Source organism: Bacillus nitratireducens (assembly GCF_036320425.1).
Taxonomy (GTDB): Bacteria; Bacillota; Bacilli; order Bacillales; family Bacillaceae_G; genus Bacillus_A; species Bacillus_A nitratireducens.
Genome location: NZ_JAUMJO010000003.1, coordinates 425265 through 445516 on the forward strand (window position 1 = coordinate 425265; position 20252 = coordinate 445516).

22 protein-coding genes and 1 other annotated feature are annotated in these 20252 nt (G+C 36.7%); of the genes, 21 read left to right on the forward strand and 1 reads right to left on the reverse strand.

Annotation, left to right across the window (positions count from 1 at the left end):
* The 21 genes from Q3V31_RS14135 (at nucleotide 1) to pheA (ending at nucleotide 19462) form a co-directional block, all read left to right on the forward strand.
* Nucleotides 1–576, forward strand: a complete 576-nt coding sequence (locus Q3V31_RS14135; protein ID WP_000720484.1) for a Maf family protein — start codon at nucleotides 1–3, stop codon at nucleotides 574–576.
* A 50-nt stretch (nucleotides 577–626) separates the two neighbouring features.
* Nucleotides 627–1304, forward strand: a complete 678-nt coding sequence (gene radC, locus Q3V31_RS14140) for a DNA repair protein RadC (protein ID WP_001013387.1) — start codon at nucleotides 627–629, stop codon at nucleotides 1302–1304.
* A gap of 158 nt (nucleotides 1305–1462) precedes the next feature.
* The gene (gene mreB, locus Q3V31_RS14145) at nucleotides 1463–2482 is read left to right on the forward strand and encodes a cell shape-determining protein MreB (protein ID WP_000466737.1); all 1020 of its coding nucleotides are present in this window, start codon (nucleotides 1463–1465) and stop codon (nucleotides 2480–2482) included.
* Nucleotides 2483–2523: 41 nt separating this feature from the next.
* On the forward strand, nucleotides 2524–3375 hold the full coding sequence (gene mreC, locus Q3V31_RS14150; protein ID WP_001135478.1) for a rod shape-determining protein MreC: 852 nt from the start codon (nucleotides 2524–2526) through the stop codon (nucleotides 3373–3375).
* A gap of 14 nt (nucleotides 3376–3389) precedes the next feature.
* Nucleotides 3390–3935, forward strand: a complete 546-nt coding sequence (gene mreD / locus Q3V31_RS14155) for a rod shape-determining protein MreD (protein WP_000978711.1) — start codon at nucleotides 3390–3392, stop codon at nucleotides 3933–3935.
* A gap of 35 nt (nucleotides 3936–3970) precedes the next feature.
* Nucleotides 3971–4657, forward strand: a complete 687-nt coding sequence (minC, locus tag Q3V31_RS14160; RefSeq protein WP_000391519.1) for a septum site-determining protein MinC — start codon at nucleotides 3971–3973, stop codon at nucleotides 4655–4657.
* Between the two features lie 2 nt (nucleotides 4658–4659).
* Nucleotides 4660–5457, forward strand: a complete 798-nt coding sequence (minD, locus tag Q3V31_RS14165) for a septum site-determining protein MinD (protein ID WP_000503308.1) — start codon at nucleotides 4660–4662, stop codon at nucleotides 5455–5457.
* A gap of 133 nt (nucleotides 5458–5590) precedes the next feature.
* On the forward strand, nucleotides 5591–6337 hold the full coding sequence (locus Q3V31_RS14170; protein ID WP_000797479.1) for a M23 family metallopeptidase: 747 nt from the start codon (nucleotides 5591–5593) through the stop codon (nucleotides 6335–6337).
* Nucleotides 6330–7190, forward strand: coding sequence for a M50 family metallopeptidase (locus Q3V31_RS14175; protein ID WP_000599065.1), 861 nt, complete (start codon nucleotides 6330–6332; stop codon nucleotides 7188–7190). Before Q3V31_RS14170 ends, Q3V31_RS14175 begins: the two co-directional genes overlap by 8 nt.
* 120 nt (nucleotides 7191–7310) lie before the next feature.
* The gene (locus tag Q3V31_RS14180) at nucleotides 7311–8720 is read left to right on the forward strand and encodes an Rne/Rng family ribonuclease (protein ID WP_329765470.1); all 1410 of its coding nucleotides are present in this window, start codon (nucleotides 7311–7313) and stop codon (nucleotides 8718–8720) included.
* 77 nt (nucleotides 8721–8797) lie between these two features.
* Nucleotides 8798–8875 (forward strand) — a sequence feature (ribosomal protein L21 leader region).
* A 14-nt stretch (nucleotides 8876–8889) separates the two neighbouring features.
* The gene (gene rplU, locus Q3V31_RS14185; RefSeq protein ID WP_000270907.1) at nucleotides 8890–9198 is read left to right on the forward strand and encodes a 50S ribosomal protein L21; all 309 of its coding nucleotides are present in this window, start codon (nucleotides 8890–8892) and stop codon (nucleotides 9196–9198) included.
* Between the two features lie 11 nt (nucleotides 9199–9209).
* Complete coding sequence (locus Q3V31_RS14190) at nucleotides 9210–9554, forward strand: ribosomal-processing cysteine protease Prp (protein ID WP_001973720.1); 345 nt, start codon at nucleotides 9210–9212, stop codon at nucleotides 9552–9554.
* 3 nt (nucleotides 9555–9557) lie between these two features.
* Nucleotides 9558–9848, forward strand: a complete 291-nt coding sequence (gene rpmA / locus Q3V31_RS14195) for a 50S ribosomal protein L27 (RefSeq protein ID WP_000944957.1) — start codon at nucleotides 9558–9560, stop codon at nucleotides 9846–9848.
* A 63-nt stretch (nucleotides 9849–9911) separates the two neighbouring features.
* Nucleotides 9912–10460, forward strand: a complete 549-nt coding sequence (locus Q3V31_RS14200; protein WP_001003577.1) for a sporulation initiation phosphotransferase B — start codon at nucleotides 9912–9914, stop codon at nucleotides 10458–10460.
* A complete protein-coding gene (obgE, locus tag Q3V31_RS14205; RefSeq protein WP_000497118.1) occupies nucleotides 10460–11743 on the forward strand; it encodes a GTPase ObgE in 1284 nt (427 codons plus the stop codon). Before Q3V31_RS14200 ends, obgE begins: the two co-directional genes overlap by 1 nt.
* A gap of 261 nt (nucleotides 11744–12004) precedes the next feature.
* Nucleotides 12005–12712 carry a response regulator transcription factor gene (locus Q3V31_RS14210; protein WP_000276713.1) on the forward strand — a complete coding sequence of 236 codons (708 nt, stop codon included), beginning with the start codon at nucleotides 12005–12007 and terminating at the stop codon, nucleotides 12710–12712.
* On the forward strand, nucleotides 12702–13784 hold the full coding sequence (locus Q3V31_RS14215) for a HAMP domain-containing histidine kinase (protein ID WP_000865397.1): 1083 nt from the start codon (nucleotides 12702–12704) through the stop codon (nucleotides 13782–13784). The genes Q3V31_RS14210 and Q3V31_RS14215 overlap by 11 nt, the downstream gene beginning before the upstream one ends.
* A gap of 93 nt (nucleotides 13785–13877) precedes the next feature.
* Nucleotides 13878–14654 (forward strand): ABC transporter ATP-binding protein, encoded by a 777-nt coding sequence (locus tag Q3V31_RS14220; protein WP_000114521.1) that lies wholly within the window; start codon nucleotides 13878–13880, stop codon nucleotides 14652–14654.
* On the forward strand, nucleotides 14629–16551 hold the full coding sequence (locus tag Q3V31_RS14225; protein ID WP_001011394.1) for an ABC transporter permease: 1923 nt from the start codon (nucleotides 14629–14631) through the stop codon (nucleotides 16549–16551). Before Q3V31_RS14220 ends, Q3V31_RS14225 begins: the two co-directional genes overlap by 26 nt.
* A 49-nt stretch (nucleotides 16552–16600) precedes the next feature.
* The gene (locus Q3V31_RS14230) at nucleotides 16601–18514 is read left to right on the forward strand and encodes an ABC transporter permease (RefSeq protein ID WP_329765496.1); all 1914 of its coding nucleotides are present in this window, start codon (nucleotides 16601–16603) and stop codon (nucleotides 18512–18514) included.
* A 96-nt stretch (nucleotides 18515–18610) separates the two neighbouring features.
* Nucleotides 18611–19462, forward strand: coding sequence for a prephenate dehydratase (pheA, locus tag Q3V31_RS14235; RefSeq protein ID WP_000621706.1), 852 nt, complete (start codon nucleotides 18611–18613; stop codon nucleotides 19460–19462).
* 102 nt (nucleotides 19463–19564) lie between these two features.
* On the opposite strand, the gene Q3V31_RS14240 is transcribed toward pheA, so the two are convergent.
* Nucleotides 19565–20212: an MOSC domain-containing protein gene (locus tag Q3V31_RS14240; RefSeq protein ID WP_329765497.1), complete on the reverse strand. Its 648-nt coding sequence runs from the start codon at nucleotides 20210–20212 to the stop codon at nucleotides 19565–19567.
* Nucleotides 20213–20252 lie beyond the last annotated feature (40 nt).

A 20252-nucleotide genomic window follows, 5' to 3' on the forward strand; every position in this document is an offset into this window, starting at 1 on the left:
ATGAAAAAAATTATTTTAGCTTCAGGATCACCTCGGAGGAAGGAACTGCTTGAATTAGCTGATGTGCCATTTGAAGTTGTTGTTAGTGAAGTAGATGAGACGATTGGTGCATATTCATCACCTTCTGATATTGTTATGTCGCTTGCTTTACAAAAAGCATCTGCCGTAGCAGAAAATTATAGTGATGATATTGTGTTAGGTGCAGATACAATTGTTACATATGAGTCACGTATTCTTGGAAAGCCGTCTAATGAGGCTGAGGCGAAAGAAATGTTACAATTATTATCAGGGAAAACACATGAAGTATATACTGGTGTTGCGATTATATCAAAAGAGAAAACGGTAACTTTTTATGAGCGTACAGAAGTGACGTTTTGGGAATTAACAGAAGATGAAATTGACGCATACGTTGCATCGAAGGAACCACTTGATAAAGCAGGAAGTTATGGGATCCAAGGGAAAGGATCTATTTTTGTTCAGCACATTCAAGGGGATTATTATAGTGTAGTAGGCTTGCCAATTGCACGTCTTGTTCGTGAATTAAAACAGTTTGGTAGCGATGTAACCCATGCGTAAAAATTGCATGGGGTTTTCTTTGAGAGAGCTAATAAAAAAGAGGTGAAGAAATGAACGGGATTCGTGATGTTGTGAAAGAGGAACAGCCACGGGAGCGTTTATTGTTGGAGGGAACTGGAAGTTTATCGAATCGAGAGCTTCTTGCAGTGTTACTCAGAACAGGTTCTAAAGAAGATACAGTTTTAACGTTATCAGATAAAATTTTACACCATTTTGATGGTTTACGAATGTTGAAAGACGCAACATTAGAAGAGCTGATAAGCATTCATGGTGTTGGGATTGCAAAAGCATCGCAACTTATGGCTGCTTTTGAATTAGGGAGAAGAATGGTTCGTTTAGAATATCGAAATAGATATAGCATTCGAAGCCCGGAAGATTGTGCGAGTTATATGATGGAAGAGATGCGTTTTTTACAGCAGGAGCATTTTGTGTGTTTATATTTGAATACGAAAAATCAAGTTATACATAGACAAACAATTTTTATTGGAAGTTTAAATACGTCGATTGTGCATCCGAGGGAAGTTTTTAAAGAAGCATTTCGTCGTGCAGCAGCCTCTATAATATGTCTTCATAACCATCCCTCAGGAGATCCGGCGCCGAGCCGAGAAGATATTGAAGTAACAAAACGTTTAGTAGAATGCGGCCAGATTATCGGAATTGAAGTGCTCGATCATATTATAATAGGCGACCATAAATTCGTGAGTTTAAAGGAAAAAGGTCATATTTAAGACTATGCTTTTTACTTATTTTGTTTTATAATGTGATTTATGAGTTTTTTGTAGAAATTTATCTACAAAAAGGATACAGATATAAAAAAACGTACTGTTTTTATCATATAAAGTAAGAAAAAATGAGTCCGTGAAAACAAGAAAGGAAGATAAATAATATGTTTGGATTTGGTGGCTTTACTCGCGATCTTGGAATAGATTTAGGAACTGCGAACACGCTTGTATATGTAAAAGGAAAAGGTGTAGTTTTACGTGAACCTTCAGTAGTAGCGTTACAAACTGATACGAAACAAATCGTTGCTGTAGGTAGCGATGCAAAACAAATGATTGGTCGTACACCAGGAAACGTTGTGGCACTTCGCCCGATGAAAGACGGTGTAATTGCTGATTACGAAACGACAGCAACAATGATGAAATATTACATTCAACAAGCTCAAAAATCAAATGGATTCTTCTCACGTAAGCCTTACGTAATGGTATGTGTACCGTCTGGTATTACAGCTGTAGAAAGACGTGCAGTAATCGATGCGACTCGTCAAGCGGGTGCTCGTGACGCTTATCCAATTGAAGAACCATTTGCAGCAGCAATTGGTGCGAACTTACCTGTTTGGGAACCAACTGGTAGTATGGTTGTTGATATTGGTGGCGGTACAACAGAAGTTGCAATCATTTCTTTAGGTGGTATTGTAACAAGTCAATCAGTTCGTGTTGCTGGTGATGATATGGACGATTCAATCATTCAGTACATTAAGAAAAGCTATAACTTAATGATTGGTGAAAGAACAGCTGAAGCATTAAAATTAGAAATCGGTTCTGCAGGCGAGCCAGAAGGTATCGAGCCTATGGAAATTCGCGGTCGTGATTTAGTAAGTGGTTTACCAAAAACAGTACTAATTCAACCAGAAGAAATTGCAGATGCATTAAAAGATACAGTAGATGCAATTGTAGAATCTGTTAAAAATACGTTAGAGAAAACTCCACCTGAATTAGCGGCAGACATCATGGACCGTGGTATCGTATTAACAGGTGGCGGGGCATTACTACGTAACTTAGATAAAGTTATTAGTGAAGAAACAAATATGCCAGTTCTTGTTGCAGAAGACCCATTAGATTGCGTAGCAATTGGAACGGGTAAAGCATTAGACAATATCGATCTTTTCAAAACCGCTGCTCGATAATATTGCAAAATAAAAATCAGTAAAATTAAGAGGGTGTGAACGTGCCACAGTTTTTCTTAAACAAAAGATTAATTGTTTTGTTAGTTAGTATTATTCTTCTCGTGGCATTGATTGGAATCTCATTGAAAGAACGGAATAGTTTGACATGGCCAGAGCAGTTTGTTAAAGATACTGTCGGTGTTGTAGAGCGTGTATTCCAAAAGCCAGCGAAATACGTAGCTGGATTCTTTGAAAATGTGGAAGATGTAAAGCGCACGTATGAAGAGAATAAAGAATTAAAAGCAAAATTAGATAATTATGCAGAACTATCAGGAAAAGTAAAACAATTAGAAGATGATAAAAAGAAACTACAAGAGTTAACTGGTAAAGCAGCGTTAAATAGCGGTTATACTGAAATTCCAGCTACTGTTGTTTCTCGTAATCCCGACAAATGGTACGATCTAGTTGGAATTGATAAAGGGGCACAGCAAGGAATTAAAAAAGATATGGCTGTAATAACTTCACAAGGTTTAGTTGGACGAGTGAAAAGTGTATCTCAGTTTACATCATCAGTAGAGTTACTAAGCTCTATGAGCCGAACAAATCGTGTTTCTGCTATCGTACAAGGTGATGAGAAAATCTTTGGATTGATTGAAGGTTACGACAAAGAAAAGCACTTACTTCTTTTCACAAAGATTGGCTCTGATGCGCCAGTAGCAAAAGATCAATTAGTTGTAACATCTGGACTTGGTGATATTTTCCCGAAAGGTCTTGTAATCGGAAAAATCGTTGATGTTCAGCCTGATCCATACGGTTTAACAAAAACAGCTTATGTAAAACCTGCTGCTGATTTAAATGACGTAGAGCATATTACGGTTGTCAAACGTGACACGCCTTCGGCGCCGTTAGAATAGGAGGGGAAGAAGAGATGATGAAGGTTTTAAAAAGAGCAGCTCTTCCTCTTTTGCTCCTTTTTGTTTTTTTATTTGAAAATATGTTCTCTACTGTTGTTCCAACAGACGTCTTTTGGAAAGACAGTATAGCAGCACCGCATTTCTTTATAATTGTGTTATGTTTTATTACAGTGTACTATGGTCTGGTTCAAGGAATTTACTACGGACTATTATTTGGTTTCTTATTTGATACCGTATACACAGAACTTGTTGGTATATATATATTTGCTTATCCAATTTTGACATATTTAGTTTATAGTGCGATGAAGGTATTGCAATTGAATTTATTTATTGTTGTTTCTATCGTATTAGCTAGCATTGCAGCATTAGAGTATTATGTGTATGGATTTTTAACTTTGTTAGGGCGTACTCACATGTCGGCGTATGTCTTTTTCACCGATCGTCTCCTTGCTACTTTATTGCTAAATGGAATTTTCTTATTGATAGTTTGTTTCCCACTGAGACGATATTTAGTGCGTCTTTCAAAAGCGATGGAAGAAAAAGAAAAAAGGATTTTCTAATTTTATGTCGAATTGAATCGGTGGGGTGAACTTTAGTGGAAGAAAAAAAGCAACAAAATGTAACGATAAAAGGGACAAAAGATGGAATAACACTTCATTTAGATGATTGCTGTTCATTCTCTGAACTATTAAAAGAATTGGATGAAAAGCTTTCTACGCATTACTATGATGGTGACGGACGTTCTTTGATTGAAGTGCGTGTTAAAGTAGGAAATCGTTATTTAACAGAAGTACAACAAGAAGAGATTCGTACGTTAATTCGCAATAAGAAGAACCTTGTTGTGGAATCAATTGATAGTGATGTTATAACAAAAGCAGAAGCAATAGCTTGGAAAGAAGAAACAGAAATTGTCCCTATTTCCAAAATTGTTCGCTCTGGACAAGTGTTACATGTAAAAGGAAATTTATTATTAATTGGAGATGTTAATCCAGGCGGAACGGTTATCGCTGGGGGGAATATTTTTGTCGTGGGATCATTAAGAGGGATTGCACATGCGGGGTATGATGGAGATTCAGAAGCTGTGATTGCTGCATCTATTATGAACCCTATGCAACTCCGAATTAGTGATGTGACAATGCGGGCTCCGGAAGAGAAAGAGGACGGAGCGGAGGCGGCCGAATGTGCGTATATTAATGAGAACAATCACATTGTTGTCGATCGCCTGCAACTTCTCACTCATCTTAGACCTAATTTAACAAAGTTAGAAAGGGGAATTGTATAGCTGTGGGAGAGGCAATAGTAATTACATCTGGAAAAGGCGGCGTAGGTAAAACTACAACGTCTGCGAACATTGGTACAGCCCTTGCGTTATCTGGAAAGAAAGTGTGCTTAATTGATACAGATATCGGTTTACGCAATTTAGACGTTGTAATGGGGCTGGAAAATCGTATTGTATTTGATCTTGTTGATGTCGTTGAAGGGCGTTGTCGTTTACCTCAGGCTCTTATTAAAGATAAGCGTTTTGATGATCTTTATTTATTACCTGCAGCACAAACGAGCGATAAATCAGCGGTAACACCTGAACAAATGGATGAATTAATACAAGTATTACGTCAAGATTATGATTACATATTAATTGATTGTCCTGCGGGGATTGAGCAGGGATTTAAAAATGCTGTAGCAGGTGCGGATAAAGCAATCGTTGTAACAACACCAGAGGTATCCTCAATGCGTGATGCAGATCGTATTATCGGGCTTTTAGAGAAAGAGGATATTGAACCACCGAAACTTGTCATTAACCGTGTGCGTAGTCATATGCTTCATGAACAGGATATGTTAGATGTTGATGAAATCGTACGTACATTGTCAATCGAGCTTCTCGGTGTTGTCGAAGATGATGATGAAGTTATTCGTGCTACGAATACAGGCGAACCTGTAGCGTTGCAACCGAGCGGAAAAGCAGCAATAGCTTATCGCAACATTGCAAGACGTTTGTTAGGTGAGAATGTGCCATTACAAGCATTTGAACAAGAAAAAGTATCGGTATTTACAAAGATGAAAAATTTCTTTGGAATTCGTTAAAAGCACTTCGCATAAATGCGGAGTGCTTTCTTTTTTCTTCGCATGAATATCTTTCTTCTATAACTCATACATATGTACAAACTGTATATAACTGTTTCTATTTGAATAAGGCTCACTAAAGAAAGGAGACAGTATGAAGAATAGACGTGTGGAAGAAATTAAAAAGCGGATTGCGAAAAGGAAAGAAGAGCAAGAAAGGATGGAGGAAGATCAGTATTTTGCTGGAGGGGACTTTGATAGTGACACGGTATTTATTGAAGAAGGAGAGAAGGAAATTCACCCTCTATTTCGAAAAGAAGTTTTTCTCTTCAAAGTTTTGTTATCAGTAATATTAGTTCTCTCAGTTGCTATTTTATTTAAGAATGCACCTTCTTCTTTTGATGGTACTAGAGCTGTCACAGAAAAAGTTATGCAAGAAGAATTTCAATTTGCTACTATATCAAAATGGTATGAAAAGCAGTTTGGAAAACCTCTCGTTTTCTTTTCTCCAAATGAGAAAAAAGAAAAGGCTATTCAGCAAAAGGATTATGCGATTCCTGCCTCTGGAAAAGTGATGCAAGGGTTTCAAAAAAATGGCCAAGGTGTATTTGTACAAACGGCTACAAATGCAACGGTTGAGTCAGTAAATGAAGGTGTAGTTGTTTTTGCGGGCAAGAAAGAGGAACTTGGAAATACAGTTCAAATTCAACACGCTGATGGCACGGAGTCTTGGTATGGAAATTTAAACGATATGTCAGTGAAGTTGTATGATTACGTTTCGAAAGAACAAAAAATCGGAACGGTGAATAGTGACGAAAATAATAAAAACGGTAAATTTTATTTCGCAATGAAAAAGAATGAAAAATTTATTGATCCTATTCAGGTGATTTCATTTGATTAAATATAGAGATGTTTTAACGAAAATTACAGTGCATCCATTGTTTTGGGTTATTATCGTTATTGGTATTTTTACAGCACGTTTTAAAGAGTTACTATTACTATTTTGTATCGTTTTAGTTCATGAACTGGGGCATGCTTTTGCAGCTGCATATTATAATTGGCGTATTAAACAAATTCAGCTTTTGCCGTTTGGTGGCGTAGCTGAGATGGAGGAACATGGGAATAAATCATTAAAAGAAGAATTGATTGTCGTTATGGCGGGACCGATTCAGCATATATGGATGATTGCGGTCGCCTATATTTTGCATCAAGCGGGCTGGGTAACTGATGATTTGTACCATTTCTTTGTATGGAATAATGTCATTATCTTAGGATTTAATTTATTGCCTATTTGGCCACTTGATGGCGGAAAAGTATTATTTAATGTATTATCATATCGTTTTCCATATTTACAAGCACATGAAAAGATGATGAAATTGTCATGTGTTTTTTTTAGTGTAATATTAGGATGGCAGTTACTTTGGAATAGTAATAACATTATGATGTGGGTATTACTCGTTTTTCTAGCGATTTCTTTGTATCAAGAATGGAAACAAAGAAGGTACGCATTTATGCGTTTTTTATTAGAACGTTATTATGGGAATAAAAGAGATATTGAAAAGATCGCACCTATTGAGGTGCAAACAGAAGATCGCTTGTATACGATTTTCACAAAATTTCGTAGAGGATATAAACACTCTATTATCGTCCATGGAAAATATAAAGAGCATTACACATTGGACGAAAATGAATTGCTCTATGCGTATTTTGCTGAAAAACGAACAACCTCATCTGTTGAAGAATTAATTGGTTAGTGTTGACGACGACACTAACCTTTTACCCCGTAAACGCCCGATTGGTTCAACTAATAATCAGTGGGGGATGAACAAAACCCCTACTGATTAAAGTTTCACTTTATATTGTAAGGAAAAGAAATGAAAAGTGAGGAAAGAATTTTGAAGACGTTATATATAAACTACACTGGTTCGGAAAAGCGTGTTGCGATAGAAGAGAAACAAAAAATTGTCGAGCTTTTATGGAAAAGGAATGAAGAGCAAGAGATTGTCGGGCATATTTATGTTGGGCGTATCGTAAGAACAATTGCTGGAATGAACGCAGCCTTTGTAAATATCGGATTAGAAAAACATGCATATCTTTCATACGATGATGTACCATCTTCATATCGCATACATGAAGGACAGGCGATACTTGTACAAGTTGTGAAAGAAGCAATTGATACGAAAGGGCCAAAATTAACGGCGAATATAGAATTTACCGGAAAATATGTTGTTTACATGCCGTATGATGAAATGCGCGCTGTTTCTCGGAAAATAAAAAATAACAAAAGAAGACAACAGTTACTCGAAATTGCAGTGAAAGGTACGGGTGGATACATTTTCCGTTCTGCTTCTGAAAAAGGAACAATTGATGAGATACAAGCTGAAATGCAAGGGTTGCAGCAGTTATATGAAGAATTAAAAAGAAAAGAAGAGCAAGGAAAGGCGCCGTTACTACTTCATCGACCAGCGACGTTTTTAGATCGTGTATTTCAGGAGAACCCAATTGAAACGATTGAAAAAGTAGTTGTAGATACGAGAAGTGTAGTAAAAGAATTAGAAGAAAAAGTAGGGGAAGAAAGAGTATCCTTTTACAATGAAAAATCTTCGATGTTTAACCATTTTGGAATAGAGCGTGAAATCGAGAAAGCACTTCAAAAAATTGTGTGGCTACCAAATGGTGCGTATCTAATTGTAGAACAAATGGAGACGATGACTGTAATTGATGTGAATACAGGTAAATTTACTGGAAAACAAAATTTACAAGATACTGTACTTCGCACAAATGAAGCGGCTGCTGAAGAGATTGCTCGTCAATTAAGACTGCGTGATATTGGCGGTATGATATTAATTGATTTTATTAATATGAAAAGACGAGAAGATAAAGAGAAGGTAAGAGAGAGTTTAATGTTAGCTTTACAAGATGATCGTACATATACGAGAGTACTCGGATTTACGGAATTAGGAATTTTAGAGATGACGCGTAAACGTAAGAAACATTCTTTACGTGACGTAGTATTAGAAGAATGTGTACCTTGTAAAGCGACGGGATATGTCATGTCTTATGAAACAATTGCGTATGAGTTAGAGAGAGAACTAATTACATATGGCAATATAGAAGATGAAGCAGTATTGATCGCTGCACCGAAAATTTTGCAAAAGCATTTCCTACAAAAAGAATTACAAAAAAATCTTCCATTTGAAATTTATTTCAAAGATGATATTATCGAAAAGTACGCTATTATCCGATTTGGAAGTAAGAAAGAAATTGTAGAACGGAAAAAATAGTTAGTAGAACTTTCATTGACAATAGTCAATGAATTATGGTAACATCTTTATGTTATAGTTTATAGCACCTAAACGGCTATATGCTACAACCGCACAAAACAGGTTCCCTAAAGACATGTATGTCTACCTCGTTTTTGGCGAGTCTTAGTAATTAAGAGGAGGTGCAAGTATGTACGCAATTATCGAAACAGGTGGAAAACAAATTAAAGTTGAAGCTGGTCAAGCAATCTACATTGAAAAATTAGATGTTGAAGCTGGTGAAACTGTTACTTTTGACAAAGTTCTTTTCGTTGGTGGCGAAAACGTTAAAGTTGGTAGCCCAGTTGTAGAAGGCGCAACAGTGACTGCTAAAGTTGAAAAACAAGGTCGCGCTAAGAAAATCATCGTTTTCAAATACAAAGCGAAAAAGAACAATCGTAAGAAACAAGGTCATCGTCAACCTTACACTAAGCTAGTTGTTGAAGCTATCAACGCTTAATTCAGGTTAACATGATTAAAATTACGATAAGTCGCACGAAATTAGGAAGTATCCAATCATTTAAAATGACTGGACATGCCGATTATGCGCCACATGGACAAGACCTTGTCTGTGCTGGAACTACAGCGGTTGTGTTTGGTTCTATAAATGCAGTGGAAGAGCTTTGTAATGTGCAAGCAACTATTGAACTCGGAAGTGATGGCGGATTCTTAACGTATGAATTGCCTAATGATTTAGACGTTCATGCAGCAGAAAAAGCACAAACGCTTTTAGAAGGATTGGTTGTTTCGCTTAAGACGATCGAACTTGATTACGGAAAGTATATCCGTTTAATAGAAAAAGTGCAGGAGGTGTAACGTATGTTAAGATTAGATCTTCAGTTTTTCGCATCTAAGAAAGGTGTAGGTAGTACAAAGAACGGTCGTGACTCTCAGTCAAAACGTCTTGGTGCTAAACGCGCAGATGGTCAAACGGTTTCAGGTGGTTCAATTCTTTACCGTCAACGCGGTACAAAAATTTATCCAGGTGTTAACGTTGGTCGTGGTGGCGATGACACTTTATACGCGAAAGTTGACGGCGTAGTACGCTTTGAGCGTCTTGGCCGTGACCGCAAACAAGTGAGCGTATATCCTGTTGCTCAAGAAGCATAAGAACTCACGGAAAACTCTAACCTGAGTGCAGGTTAGAGTTTTTCTATATTAAGGGGTATCTAAATGAATGAAAAATGGACAATTATAGATGCGTTGCGTCATTCAAGACATGATTGGCTCAATCGTATGCAGATGGTGAAAGGAAACCTTTCCCTTGGAAAAGTGGAAGAGATTCATAGTCTCATCGATCGTTTTGTCCAAGAAGCGAGACAAGAATCCAATCTGATAGGGCTATCAATGCCTTTATTTTCAGAGTGGATTTTAACATATAATTGGAAACAGCAGCCGTGCTTATTGGAGTACGAAGTATTAGGGAAATTACATAACTTATCTCACTTAGATGAGATTGTATGTACATGGACGAATCAATTTTTCTCAATGCTTCAGCATAGTTTAGACGTATATGTTGAAAATTATGTTTGTATCACAATTGAATGTGACGCGGAGAATGCTCGTTTCTTTTTTGATTTTCGTGGTAAGCTAACGAGTGTAGAAGAACTACAGAATTGGCTTGCGAACCAAAACAATAAATGGTATTCCATTTCTTATACAGTACGAGACGAAGAAGTCTCAGTTATATTACAACCAATCGAAAAAAGTGTGGTGAAATAATGTTTGTAGATCAGGTCAAGATATATGTAAAAGGCGGCGACGGTGGTAACGGAATGGTTGCGTATCGTCGTGAGAAGTATGTACCTAAAGGTGGCCCAGCAGGTGGCGACGGTGGTAAAGGTGCAGATGTTGTTTTTGTTGTTGAGGAAGGCTTACGTACATTAATGGACTTCCGCTACCAACGTCATTTCAAAGCTGATCGTGGTCAGCACGGAATGAGTAAAGGTCAGCACGGTCGTAAATCTGAAGATTTAATCGTAAAGGTTCCACCGGGAACAATAGTAAAAGATGAAAAAACAGGTGAAATTCTTGCCGATTTAGTAACGCATGAACAAACAGCTGTAATCGCAAAAGGTGGCCGCGGTGGCCGTGGTAACTCACGTTTCGCAACACCGACGAACCCAGCGCCAGAAATCGCTGAGAACGGGGAACCAGGTCAAGAACGTGATGTCACGCTAGAACTTAAAGTACTAGCAGATGTTGGACTTGTTGGATTCCCGAGTGTAGGTAAATCTACATTATTATCTGTTGTATCATCAGCGCGTCCGAAAATTGCAGAGTATCACTTTACAACAATCGTTCCAAATCTTGGTGTTGTTGAAACTGGTGATAACCGCAGCTTCGTTATGGCTGACCTTCCTGGACTAATTGAAGGCGCACATGCCGGCGTCGGACTTGGACACCAATTCTTACGTCATATTGAGCGTACACGTGTAATCGTGCACGTTATCGATATGTCTGGTTTAGAAGGCCGTGAGCCATATGAAGATTATGTAACAATCAATAGTGAACTAAAAGAATACAATATGCGTTTAACTGAGCGTCCACAAGTTGTTGTTGCAAACAAAATGGATATGCCAGGTGCAGAAGAAAACTTACAAGCATTTAAAGAAAAATTGGGAGACGAAGTGAAAATTTTCCCAGTCTCAGCTGTAACGAAACAAGGTGTTCGTGACTTACTATTTGAAGTAGCGAACTTATTAGAAACAACACCAGAATTCCCAATGTACGATGATGTAGAAGAATCTGAAGCAAGTGTAATGTACAAATTTGAATCTGAATCTAATTTTGAAATTACACGCGAAAGTGATGGCACATTTGTTATTTCTGGTTATGATATTGAGAAAACATTCAAAATGACAGACTTCTCACGTGATGAATCTGTACGCCGATTTGCTCGTCAAATGCGTGGAATGGGTATTGATGAAGCCCTTCGTGCACGTGGTGCAGTAGACGGAGATATTGTAAAAATTCTTGAATATCAATTTGAATTTATCGATTAAGACTGCCGAAATATGGCGGTCTTTTTTTTATCCCGCTATTTGTGGGCAGTAAAACTCCCATTTCAAAATTCAGCTGGAGCAAAGAAGTTAGGTGGGAGCCTTACTGCCCGTAAACGCCAGATTGGAGAGGGCTGGTTAAAGTTTCACTTTATATCGTAAATGTCTGATTCATATAGGAAAAAATACCCACTAATTAAATTTTCAATTTATAATAGAACAAGGAGTGGTTTTGGAAGAATTTTTTATGGGGAGAAAATGAACATGTATAAAATATTAATTGTAGAAGACGATGAAAAAATCGCGGGAATACTAGAGGAGCATTTAGAAAGGTATGGCTATCAATCATTTAGAGCAAGTGATTTACGTCATATAAAAGATGAGTTCGTGAAAGTAAATCCTCATCTCGTATTACTGGATATTAATTTGCCATATTTTGATGGTTTTTATTGGTGTCGTCAAATCCGCAGTGTATCGAATGCACCAATTATTTTTGTTTCTGCAAGAACAGGGGAAATGGATCAAGTAATGGCGATCGAGAATGGCGGGGATGATTACATTACGAAGCCGTTCCATTTAGATATCGTAATGGCAAAGGTGAAAAGTGCACTTCGCCGTGGCTATGGTGAGTATGCCTCTGTTGCTGAGAGTGATTGTTTAGGTGTAAATGGACTGTTGTTATTTCCGTCCCAACACATTGTTGAGTGGCAGGGGCAACAAACGGAGCTGACAAAAAATGAATTTTACTTATTAGAGTGTTTAATGAAACAAGCAAATCAATATGTCACGCGCGAAGAACTGTTAGAAGCCCTGTGGGATGAGGTAGCTTTTGTTGATGATAATACATTAACCGTAAATGTAAAACGCGTAAGGAAGAAACTAGAGGAGCTAGGCATTAAAAATGCAATTGTAACGAAACGCGGATATGGTTATGCGCTTCTTACAGAGTGGGGAGAAGGGCATGAAGGTTAAAAATTACCTCATGGACCGCTTTTCTTTAATTCTTTCTTATATTGTTAGTCTTTGTTTATTTGGGCTCGTTTTGCAGTTGCAAAATCTTTTGGACAAAAAATCAATTGACTGGAGTACGTGGTTATATGGACTCTTATTAGGGACAGTTGTATTTACTGTATACCTCATTTACGATTACCGAAAACGGAGTGTGTTTTTAAAGAGGATCGAAAAGTATGTTACTGGCGGAAATACATTACATGACTCACTACTTATTGATACTTCTTATACGTCAGAGCAAGAGATGATTGTTGAATCGTTTACTCTATTGAGACAGCAATATATGAATGAAGTTCATAAACAACATGCGAAAGAACAACAGCAAATGATATTTATGAACCAATGGATTCATCAAATGAAAACACCAGTATCGGTTATAGAATTGCTATTACAGAAGTTTGGTAAGGAGCATCGTGAAGCAAGAGCAACAGTTGAAAGTATTCGCGAAGAAAATAATCGTATACTAAATGGTTTAGATTTAGCGTTACATATGGCAAGGTTAGAGCAATTTGCGAAAGATTATAAAGTAGAAGTAGTAAATGTAGTAGATATCATTCGAGGTATTATTAATGAAAATCGAAAATCCTTCATTCAATCGTCTGTATTTCCGAAAGTAATGTTTGATGAAGATACTTGTATGGTTGCATCTGATAGAAAATGGCTGAGTATTGCTATAGGACAAATTGTCGTAAATGCAATTAAGTATACGAAAATTTCAGAAGCAGAGAAAAAAGAAATTCAATTTCAAATTGAAGAGAAAGACCAAAAAGTGTTATTACATATTAAGGACAATGGAATTGGTATTCCAGAGCAAGATGTAAAGCGTATATTTGATCCATTCTTTACGGGAATAAATGGCCGTAAAACGAGAGAAGCAACTGGGATGGGTTTATATATTACGAAAGAAATTTGCGATAATTTACATCACGGTATTTATGTGCAATCGGCTGAAGGGGAAGGAACGACATTCACGTTCCAATTTGCAAAAGATGAAGAATATCATACATTAATGAGAAAAATGACAAAACTGTAAGATAACAAAACGTTTTGTAAGGGAAATCACTCGTTTCTTTTTCTTATTTTTCTTATAGTAAATGTAAGAAGAAAACACATAGGGGGATTAGAAATGAGTGTTCTTGAAGTAAAGGGATTAACAAAGGTGTACCAATCAAAAGGCTCAGTAGCGACGACTGCTTTACATGATATAAATTTTAAAATTGAAGAAGGCGAATTTGTAGGAATTATGGGTCCTTCAGGAAGCGGAAAAACAACGCTTTTAAATTTATTAGCAACAATTGATAAGCAAACTTCAGGTCATGTGCTTGTAAATGGTGAAGAAATTAATCAAATGCGTGCTGCAAAATTAGCGGAGTTTCGTCGTACACATTTAGGATTCATCTTCCAGGATTTTAACTTACTTGATACGTTATCGATTAAAGAAAATATCATTTTACCGCTTGTAATGGCGAAGAAGTCTGTAAAAGAAATTGATGCGAAAGTACTTGAAATTGCGAAGTTTTTAAACATCGAAGAAATTTTAAATAAAAAAGTATATGAAGTGTCAGGCGGACAACAACAACGTGCAGCAGCAGCGAGAGCAATCATTCATGAACCTACGCTAATTTTAGCAGATGAGCCGACTGGTAATTTAGATTCGAAGTCAGCAAAATCATTAATGGGTGCGTTGCAAGACTTACATGAGCAAAAGAAAGTGACAATTGCAATGGTAACGCATGATCCAGTAGCGGCTAGTTATTGCGAACGTATTCTTTTCATTCGCGATGGAGAAATTTTCTCAGAAATACATAAAGGAAGAACGAAACAAGCCTTTTTCCAAGAAATTCTGGACGTACTTGCGATGCTAGGAGGAGAATATCATGAACTTTCGCCAGCTCGCGCTTAATAACGTAAAAGGAAATTGGCGTAATTATAAAGCTTTCCTTATTAGTAGCTGTTTATCGATTGTCGTATTTTTCATGTATGCTTCCTTCATTTATCATCCAGATGTCGTAAGCGGTAATATTAGTATGAGGGATATGATCTCAAAAGGGCTAGAATCGATGAATTATATTGTAGTCATCTTCTCAGCACTCTTTATTTTATATGCAAATTCAACATTTTTACGAGCAAGAAAAAAAGAATTCGGTTTATTAACATTAATAGGCGGAACGAAATCTCAGCTCGGCCGAATGATTATATTAGAACAACTTATGTTAGGTAGTATTGCAATTGTAGTAGGTATCGGGATTGGAATGCTTTGCTCAAAACTATTTTTCCAAGCACTCAGTGTCTTACTAAAAGTTGATAAAACATTGCCGCTTGTGTGGAATGGAAAAGTAGTTCTTATTACAGCTGGTGTATACTTTATCCTGTTTTTAATTCTATCGTTGTTTAGTGTTTGGACAGTAGGGCGCTTGCAAATTATTGATTTATTAAGAGAAGCAAGAAAACAAAAAGTAGAGCCGTTTGCATTTACATGGTTAGGTGTAGTTGGTATAGGCTGCATTATTGCGGCGTATATACTTTGTTTCCAAGTAACAATTATGAATTTTATTATGTATTTCTTACCAATTGTAGGACTGACGATTGGCGGAACGTATTTACTATTTACGCAAGGTAGTACAGTCGTATTAAAAGCATTGCAAAAAAGAAAACAATCTTTTTATACGTATCCAAATATGTTTGTACTTAGCAATCTTATTTATAAAATGAAAGATAATGCTCGTTTTCTATTTGTCATTTCTATCATTACAGCAGTTGTTTCTTCAGCAGTCGGTACACTTTATGTATATTTTGAAAATATGAGTGCGAAAACGATAGATCTTACGCCACATGCTATTTCATATGAGGAAAAGGGTATAAATACGCATATCATTATTGACGAGGAAAAAGTACAGGGATTATTAAAAAAGAACGGATTTGAAGATGCGCGAAAAATAACCTACGTAAAACTACCGGCAACACAGAAAATGACGTTTTTTAACAGTGAACATGAAGTGCCAACAGCGATTATTGCAGAGAAAGAATATAATGCGGAAGTACGTAAACAAAAAAGGGAAGAAGTTAGAGAAGTTCATAATGCACCAGGTAGTGCGACGATGATCATGAGTGATATGACAAATGATCTAGTGAAGATAGATCGTACGAAGCCATATGAAATTACAATTAATGGGCAAAAACAGTCTGTTCAGTTAAATGAACCAACTTCATATTCTGTTTTTAATGATGACGAATATCTTATTGTGAATGATCAAGATTTTGAGAAATATGCTAAGCTCGTACCAGATGAAGAAAAGACGAAATATTATGGGTATTATATTGAAGATTGGAAAAGTACCGAGAATCTTGTGCTAGATTTGAAAAAGGAAATTGCGCAGGAAAGGCAAGGAGAACTGAAAAATTCAGTGTTTGCTTATAAAGATATAAGAGAATCCGGAGCAATTACAATGTTCATCGGTTTCTTCGTAGCAGTACTGTTCTTCTTCTTCGCTTGTAGCATGACATACTTTAAATGGTTTAATGATAAAGAACAAGATCGTATTCAATTTAAATCATTAAAGAGAATCGGTATGACAGATAAAGAAATTCGTAAAATTGCAATTCGACAAATGGGTGTTATCTTTTTTATCCCAATTTTAATCGGTACAATTCATAGTGCATTTGCTCTTCATACGTTAGGGAAAATGCTTTATATCGATTTATGGAAATCAGGTGCAATTGTAATAGGGGCTTATATTTTAGCTTCTGCGATTTACTTTATGATTGCGCAAAGAGGATATTTAAAACACGTAAAAAGCTAGGGAAACCTCTAGCTTTTTGCCTATGTAGTAAGGTACAGGAGGACGATAGATGAACATTCGGCAACTGGCGCTGCAAAATATAAAGGGGAATTGGCGTAATTATAAAGTGTTTTTCTTAAGTAGTTGTTTTGCAATATTTGCGTCTTTTGCATATATGTCTGTCATTGTACATCCATACATGCAAGAGACGATGTGGTATCAAAATGTACGCTGGGGACTTATCATATGTAACATTATAATTATTTCTTTTTTCGTCGTATTTATTTTGTATTCTACTTCTATTTTCATAGAAGCACGTAAGAAAGAATTGGGATTATATATGTTAATGGGAGCGACGAAGTCCAACGTAATCGGAGTGATTATGACCGAGCAAATATTGATCGGGACTTTTGCTAATATTTTCGGTATTGGGCTTGGCATGATCTTTTTAAAGCTCTTCTTCATGGTGTTTAGTATGTTACTGGGGCTTCCGAAAGAACTCCCTGTCATATTTGACGTGAGAGCAATTGGGGTAACGTTTATTACATATATGGTCGTTTTTATTCTATTATCTTTTATCAGTGCTTTACGTATATGGAATATCAAAATCATCCGGTTATTAAAAGAGTTTCGAAGAGATAAACGAGAGAGGAAAACATCAAAGTGGCTTTGTTTATTTGGCTTTGCTTGTTTAGGAACGGGATATGCGTTAGCACTACAAGTGACGGTGGCAACGATAGGATTATACTTTTTCCCTGTGTCTATACTTGTCTTTTTCGGAACGTATTTTTCTTTTACACATGGTGTTAGCCAATTGTTAGAAATGATAAAACGAAATAAAAAGATTATGTATACATATCCTTATTTATTTATAGTAAACCAATTGTCACATCGAATGAAGGAAAATGGTCGCTTTTTCTTTCTGATGGCTATGGCAACGACGTTTGTAGTTACGGCAACAGGTACGGTATTTTTATATTTTTCTAGCATGCAAGATATGTGGCGTGGCGGAGGAGCACACTCTTTTTCGTACATAGAAAAGGGTACTTCTTCTCATGAAGTCTTTGAGGAAGGTACGGTTGAAAAATTACTGCATCAATATGGATATGATGATTTTCAAACTATGAGTTTTGTTGGAATGTATGCATCCTTTCAGTCCAATAAAGGAGAAACAACAATAGCGCCGCTTATAAAGGAAAGTGAATACAATCAAGAGGCGAGAAAACAAAAACAGAAAACGTATCATCCTAAAAAAGGAACAGTTACACTTGTTTATTATAATAAACGCAATTATCCGAATGTATATAATCAAAAAGAGATTCAATTGCACGTAATGAATCAAACGCATCAATTCGCATTTAACGGTCAAAAAGAAGGGGTACAATTTAACTATCACCCTTCATACATTAATGGTCTGTTTTTCGTCATGAATGATGAAGACTTTGATATTATATCAAATACAATTCCGGATTCTGAAAAAATGATATATAGAGGTTACACATTACCAAATATCGAAAATACGAAGGAATTAAACGCGGATTTACGGAAACATATGAAACAAGATACAAATGATGCATTTCGAAGTAATATGGAGTTATATGTGAATATGAAAGAGTTCGGTAATATTACTCTATTTGTAGGCTCATTCATTAGTATATTATTCTTTCTGACTTCATGTAGTATCGTATATTTTAAATGGTTTCATAATATTGCATCGGATCGTAAACAGTACGGGGCGCTCTCTAAACTTGGAATGACGAAGGAAGAAGTGTGGAAGATTTCTCGTTGGCAATTGTGTATGCTATTTTTTGCGCCAATTATAGTAGGAAGTATGCATAGTGCAGTTGCATTATATACGTTTCATAATACTGTCTTTATGGACGGTTCCTTAAGAAAAGTAGGTTTGTTTATTCTGTTTTATATCGCTGCATGCATTATGTATTTCTTCCTCGCTCAAAGAGAATATAGGAAACATTTAGACTAGCGAATGCTAGTCTTTTTTAAATATTCGAAATTTACATAGAAGAATATAAAAAAGTATGGTATAACAGTAAGAAAACGAAAAAGAGGGGAAAAGACGATGATTCGAGTAGGATATTTAGGACCAGAAGCAACTTTTACAAATATGGCGGTGAGTCGTTTTTTTCCGGAAGCAGAGCATGTACCGTATCGAACGATTCCAGATTGTATAGATGCAGCTGCAAATGAAAATGTGGACTTCGCAGTTGTACCGTTAGAAAATGCGATTGAGGGTTCAGTAAATATAACTGTCGATTACCTTGTACATGAGCAACCACTTTCTATTGTAGGAGAAATTACAGTACCGATTCAGCAACACTTACTTGTACATCCGCAGTATGCAGAAGTGTGGGAAGAAGTATATGCTGTACATTCTCATCCACATGCTATTGCACAGTGCCATAAATTTTTAAATGAGGAATTAAAAGGGGTAACCGTTCGCGATATGACATCAACAAGCGCTGCTGCGCAATATGTGAAAGAACATCCTGAAGAAAAAATCGCTGCCATTGCAAATGAAGCAGCTGCAGAAAAATACGGATTAACGATCGTAAGACGTAGCATTCATACGCATAAAAATAATCATACGCGCTTCCTAGTGCTCCATAAGAAAAAGAGAGCAGTACTCCCAAGCAACGGAGAAAATCGCGGGGAGAAAACGACGCTTATGATAACGTTACCTGCAGATTATGCAGGAGCGCTATATCAAGTGTTATCAGCTTTCGCATGGAGAAAATTAAACTTATCAAAAATCGAATCTCGCCCGATGAAAACGGGTCTTGGAAATTACTTTTTCTTAATCGATGTCGACAAAGCATACGATGACGTATTATTGCCAGGTGTAACGATGGAGCTTGAAGCACTCGGTTTTTCTGTTACTGTGCTAGGGAGTTATTCTTCTTATTGGTTGTAAGGGGAGTGTTTGTCGTATTTTGTAGTTAAGTCGATATAATTTCGGTCGCTAGTATACCGTGTGATAGAAATAAAGAATCCCACCTCTTATAGGTGGGATTCTTTATTTCAACTTCGCAAGACGATCCTCTAACTGACCACGCCAAATATCAGCTAGTTCTGGTACAGCAAGAATTTTTTCAATGCCATTTTTATCTTTTCTATTATGAAAATAAATTTCGTTAGAGAACAAAACAGATACATTGTTTGATGGACGTTCTAGTAATGTAATTTTAGAATCTTTACGTACAGTACCTTCTTGAAGGACACGGCATAAGTAGCCAGTAAATCCAGTTGCTACAATGCGCGGCAGTATGCCAGGGATGCCAAGACGTTTTGAAATTGTGCTACAAGGGACGCGAGCTTGTGTCACTTGAATGATTGCTTCACCTAATTGATATGTATCTCCGATGCAAACATCACGCTCTAACATATTTGTTACGGTAATGTTTTCGCCAAATGTGGAAGCTGGAAGCGTAGTTTGAAATTCCTCTTCCCATAGTGCGTAATGCTCGTGTGGGTACACACAAACTGCGCGATCAGGTCCACCGTGATGTTTTAAATCTGCTACATCATCACCACGGAATCCGTCTTTTGAGAGAAAGGCCTCTTCTGTAGGATCTTTACATATACCTGTTATCATTTCTTTATCTTCGCCATATTTCATTTGTTTCGGTTTACCGGTGCTAAAGTGAACGAGTTCAATTCCCATATTTGATCTCCTTTATAATTGTTTACAATATTATAACATC

Bases quoted from the DNA above. Each gene is read 5' to 3' on its own strand.
- Q3V31_RS14215 (WP_000865397.1), top strand. From the start codon at position 12,702: ATGAAGGTTAAAAATTACCTCATGGACCGCTTTTCTTTAATTCTTTCT.
- rpmA (WP_000944957.1), top strand. From the start codon at position 9,558: ATGTTAAGATTAGATCTTCAGTTTTTCGCATCTAAGAAAGGTGTAGGT.
- Q3V31_RS14210 (WP_000276713.1), top strand. From the start codon at position 12,005: ATGTATAAAATATTAATTGTAGAAGACGATGAAAAAATCGCGGGAATA.
- pheA (WP_000621706.1), top strand. From the start codon at position 18,611: ATGATTCGAGTAGGATATTTAGGACCAGAAGCAACTTTTACAAATATG.
- Q3V31_RS14220 (WP_000114521.1), top strand. From the start codon at position 13,878: ATGAGTGTTCTTGAAGTAAAGGGATTAACAAAGGTGTACCAATCAAAA.
- mreB (WP_000466737.1), top strand. From the start codon at position 1,463: ATGTTTGGATTTGGTGGCTTTACTCGCGATCTTGGAATAGATTTAGGA.
- Q3V31_RS14135 (WP_000720484.1), top strand. From the start codon at position 1: ATGAAAAAAATTATTTTAGCTTCAGGATCACCTCGGAGGAAGGAACTG.
- Q3V31_RS14190 (WP_001973720.1), top strand. From the start codon at position 9,210: ATGATTAAAATTACGATAAGTCGCACGAAATTAGGAAGTATCCAATCA.
- Q3V31_RS14230 (WP_329765496.1), top strand. From the start codon at position 16,601: ATGAACATTCGGCAACTGGCGCTGCAAAATATAAAGGGGAATTGGCGT.
- Q3V31_RS14225 (WP_001011394.1), top strand. From the start codon at position 14,629: ATGAACTTTCGCCAGCTCGCGCTTAATAACGTAAAAGGAAATTGGCGT.
- Q3V31_RS14200 (WP_001003577.1), top strand. From the start codon at position 9,912: ATGAATGAAAAATGGACAATTATAGATGCGTTGCGTCATTCAAGACAT.
- obgE (WP_000497118.1), top strand. From the start codon at position 10,460: ATGTTTGTAGATCAGGTCAAGATATATGTAAAAGGCGGCGACGGTGGT.
- rplU (WP_000270907.1), top strand. From the start codon at position 8,890: ATGTACGCAATTATCGAAACAGGTGGAAAACAAATTAAAGTTGAAGCT.
- mreD (WP_000978711.1), top strand. From the start codon at position 3,390: ATGATGAAGGTTTTAAAAAGAGCAGCTCTTCCTCTTTTGCTCCTTTTT.
- Q3V31_RS14170 (WP_000797479.1), top strand. From the start codon at position 5,591: ATGAAGAATAGACGTGTGGAAGAAATTAAAAAGCGGATTGCGAAAAGG.
- radC (WP_001013387.1), top strand. From the start codon at position 627: ATGAACGGGATTCGTGATGTTGTGAAAGAGGAACAGCCACGGGAGCGT.
- Q3V31_RS14240 (WP_329765497.1), bottom strand. From the start codon at position 20,212: ATGGGAATTGAACTCGTTCACTTTAGCACCGGTAAACCGAAACAAATG.
- Q3V31_RS14180 (WP_329765470.1), top strand. From the start codon at position 7,311: ATGAAAAGTGAGGAAAGAATTTTGAAGACGTTATATATAAACTACACT.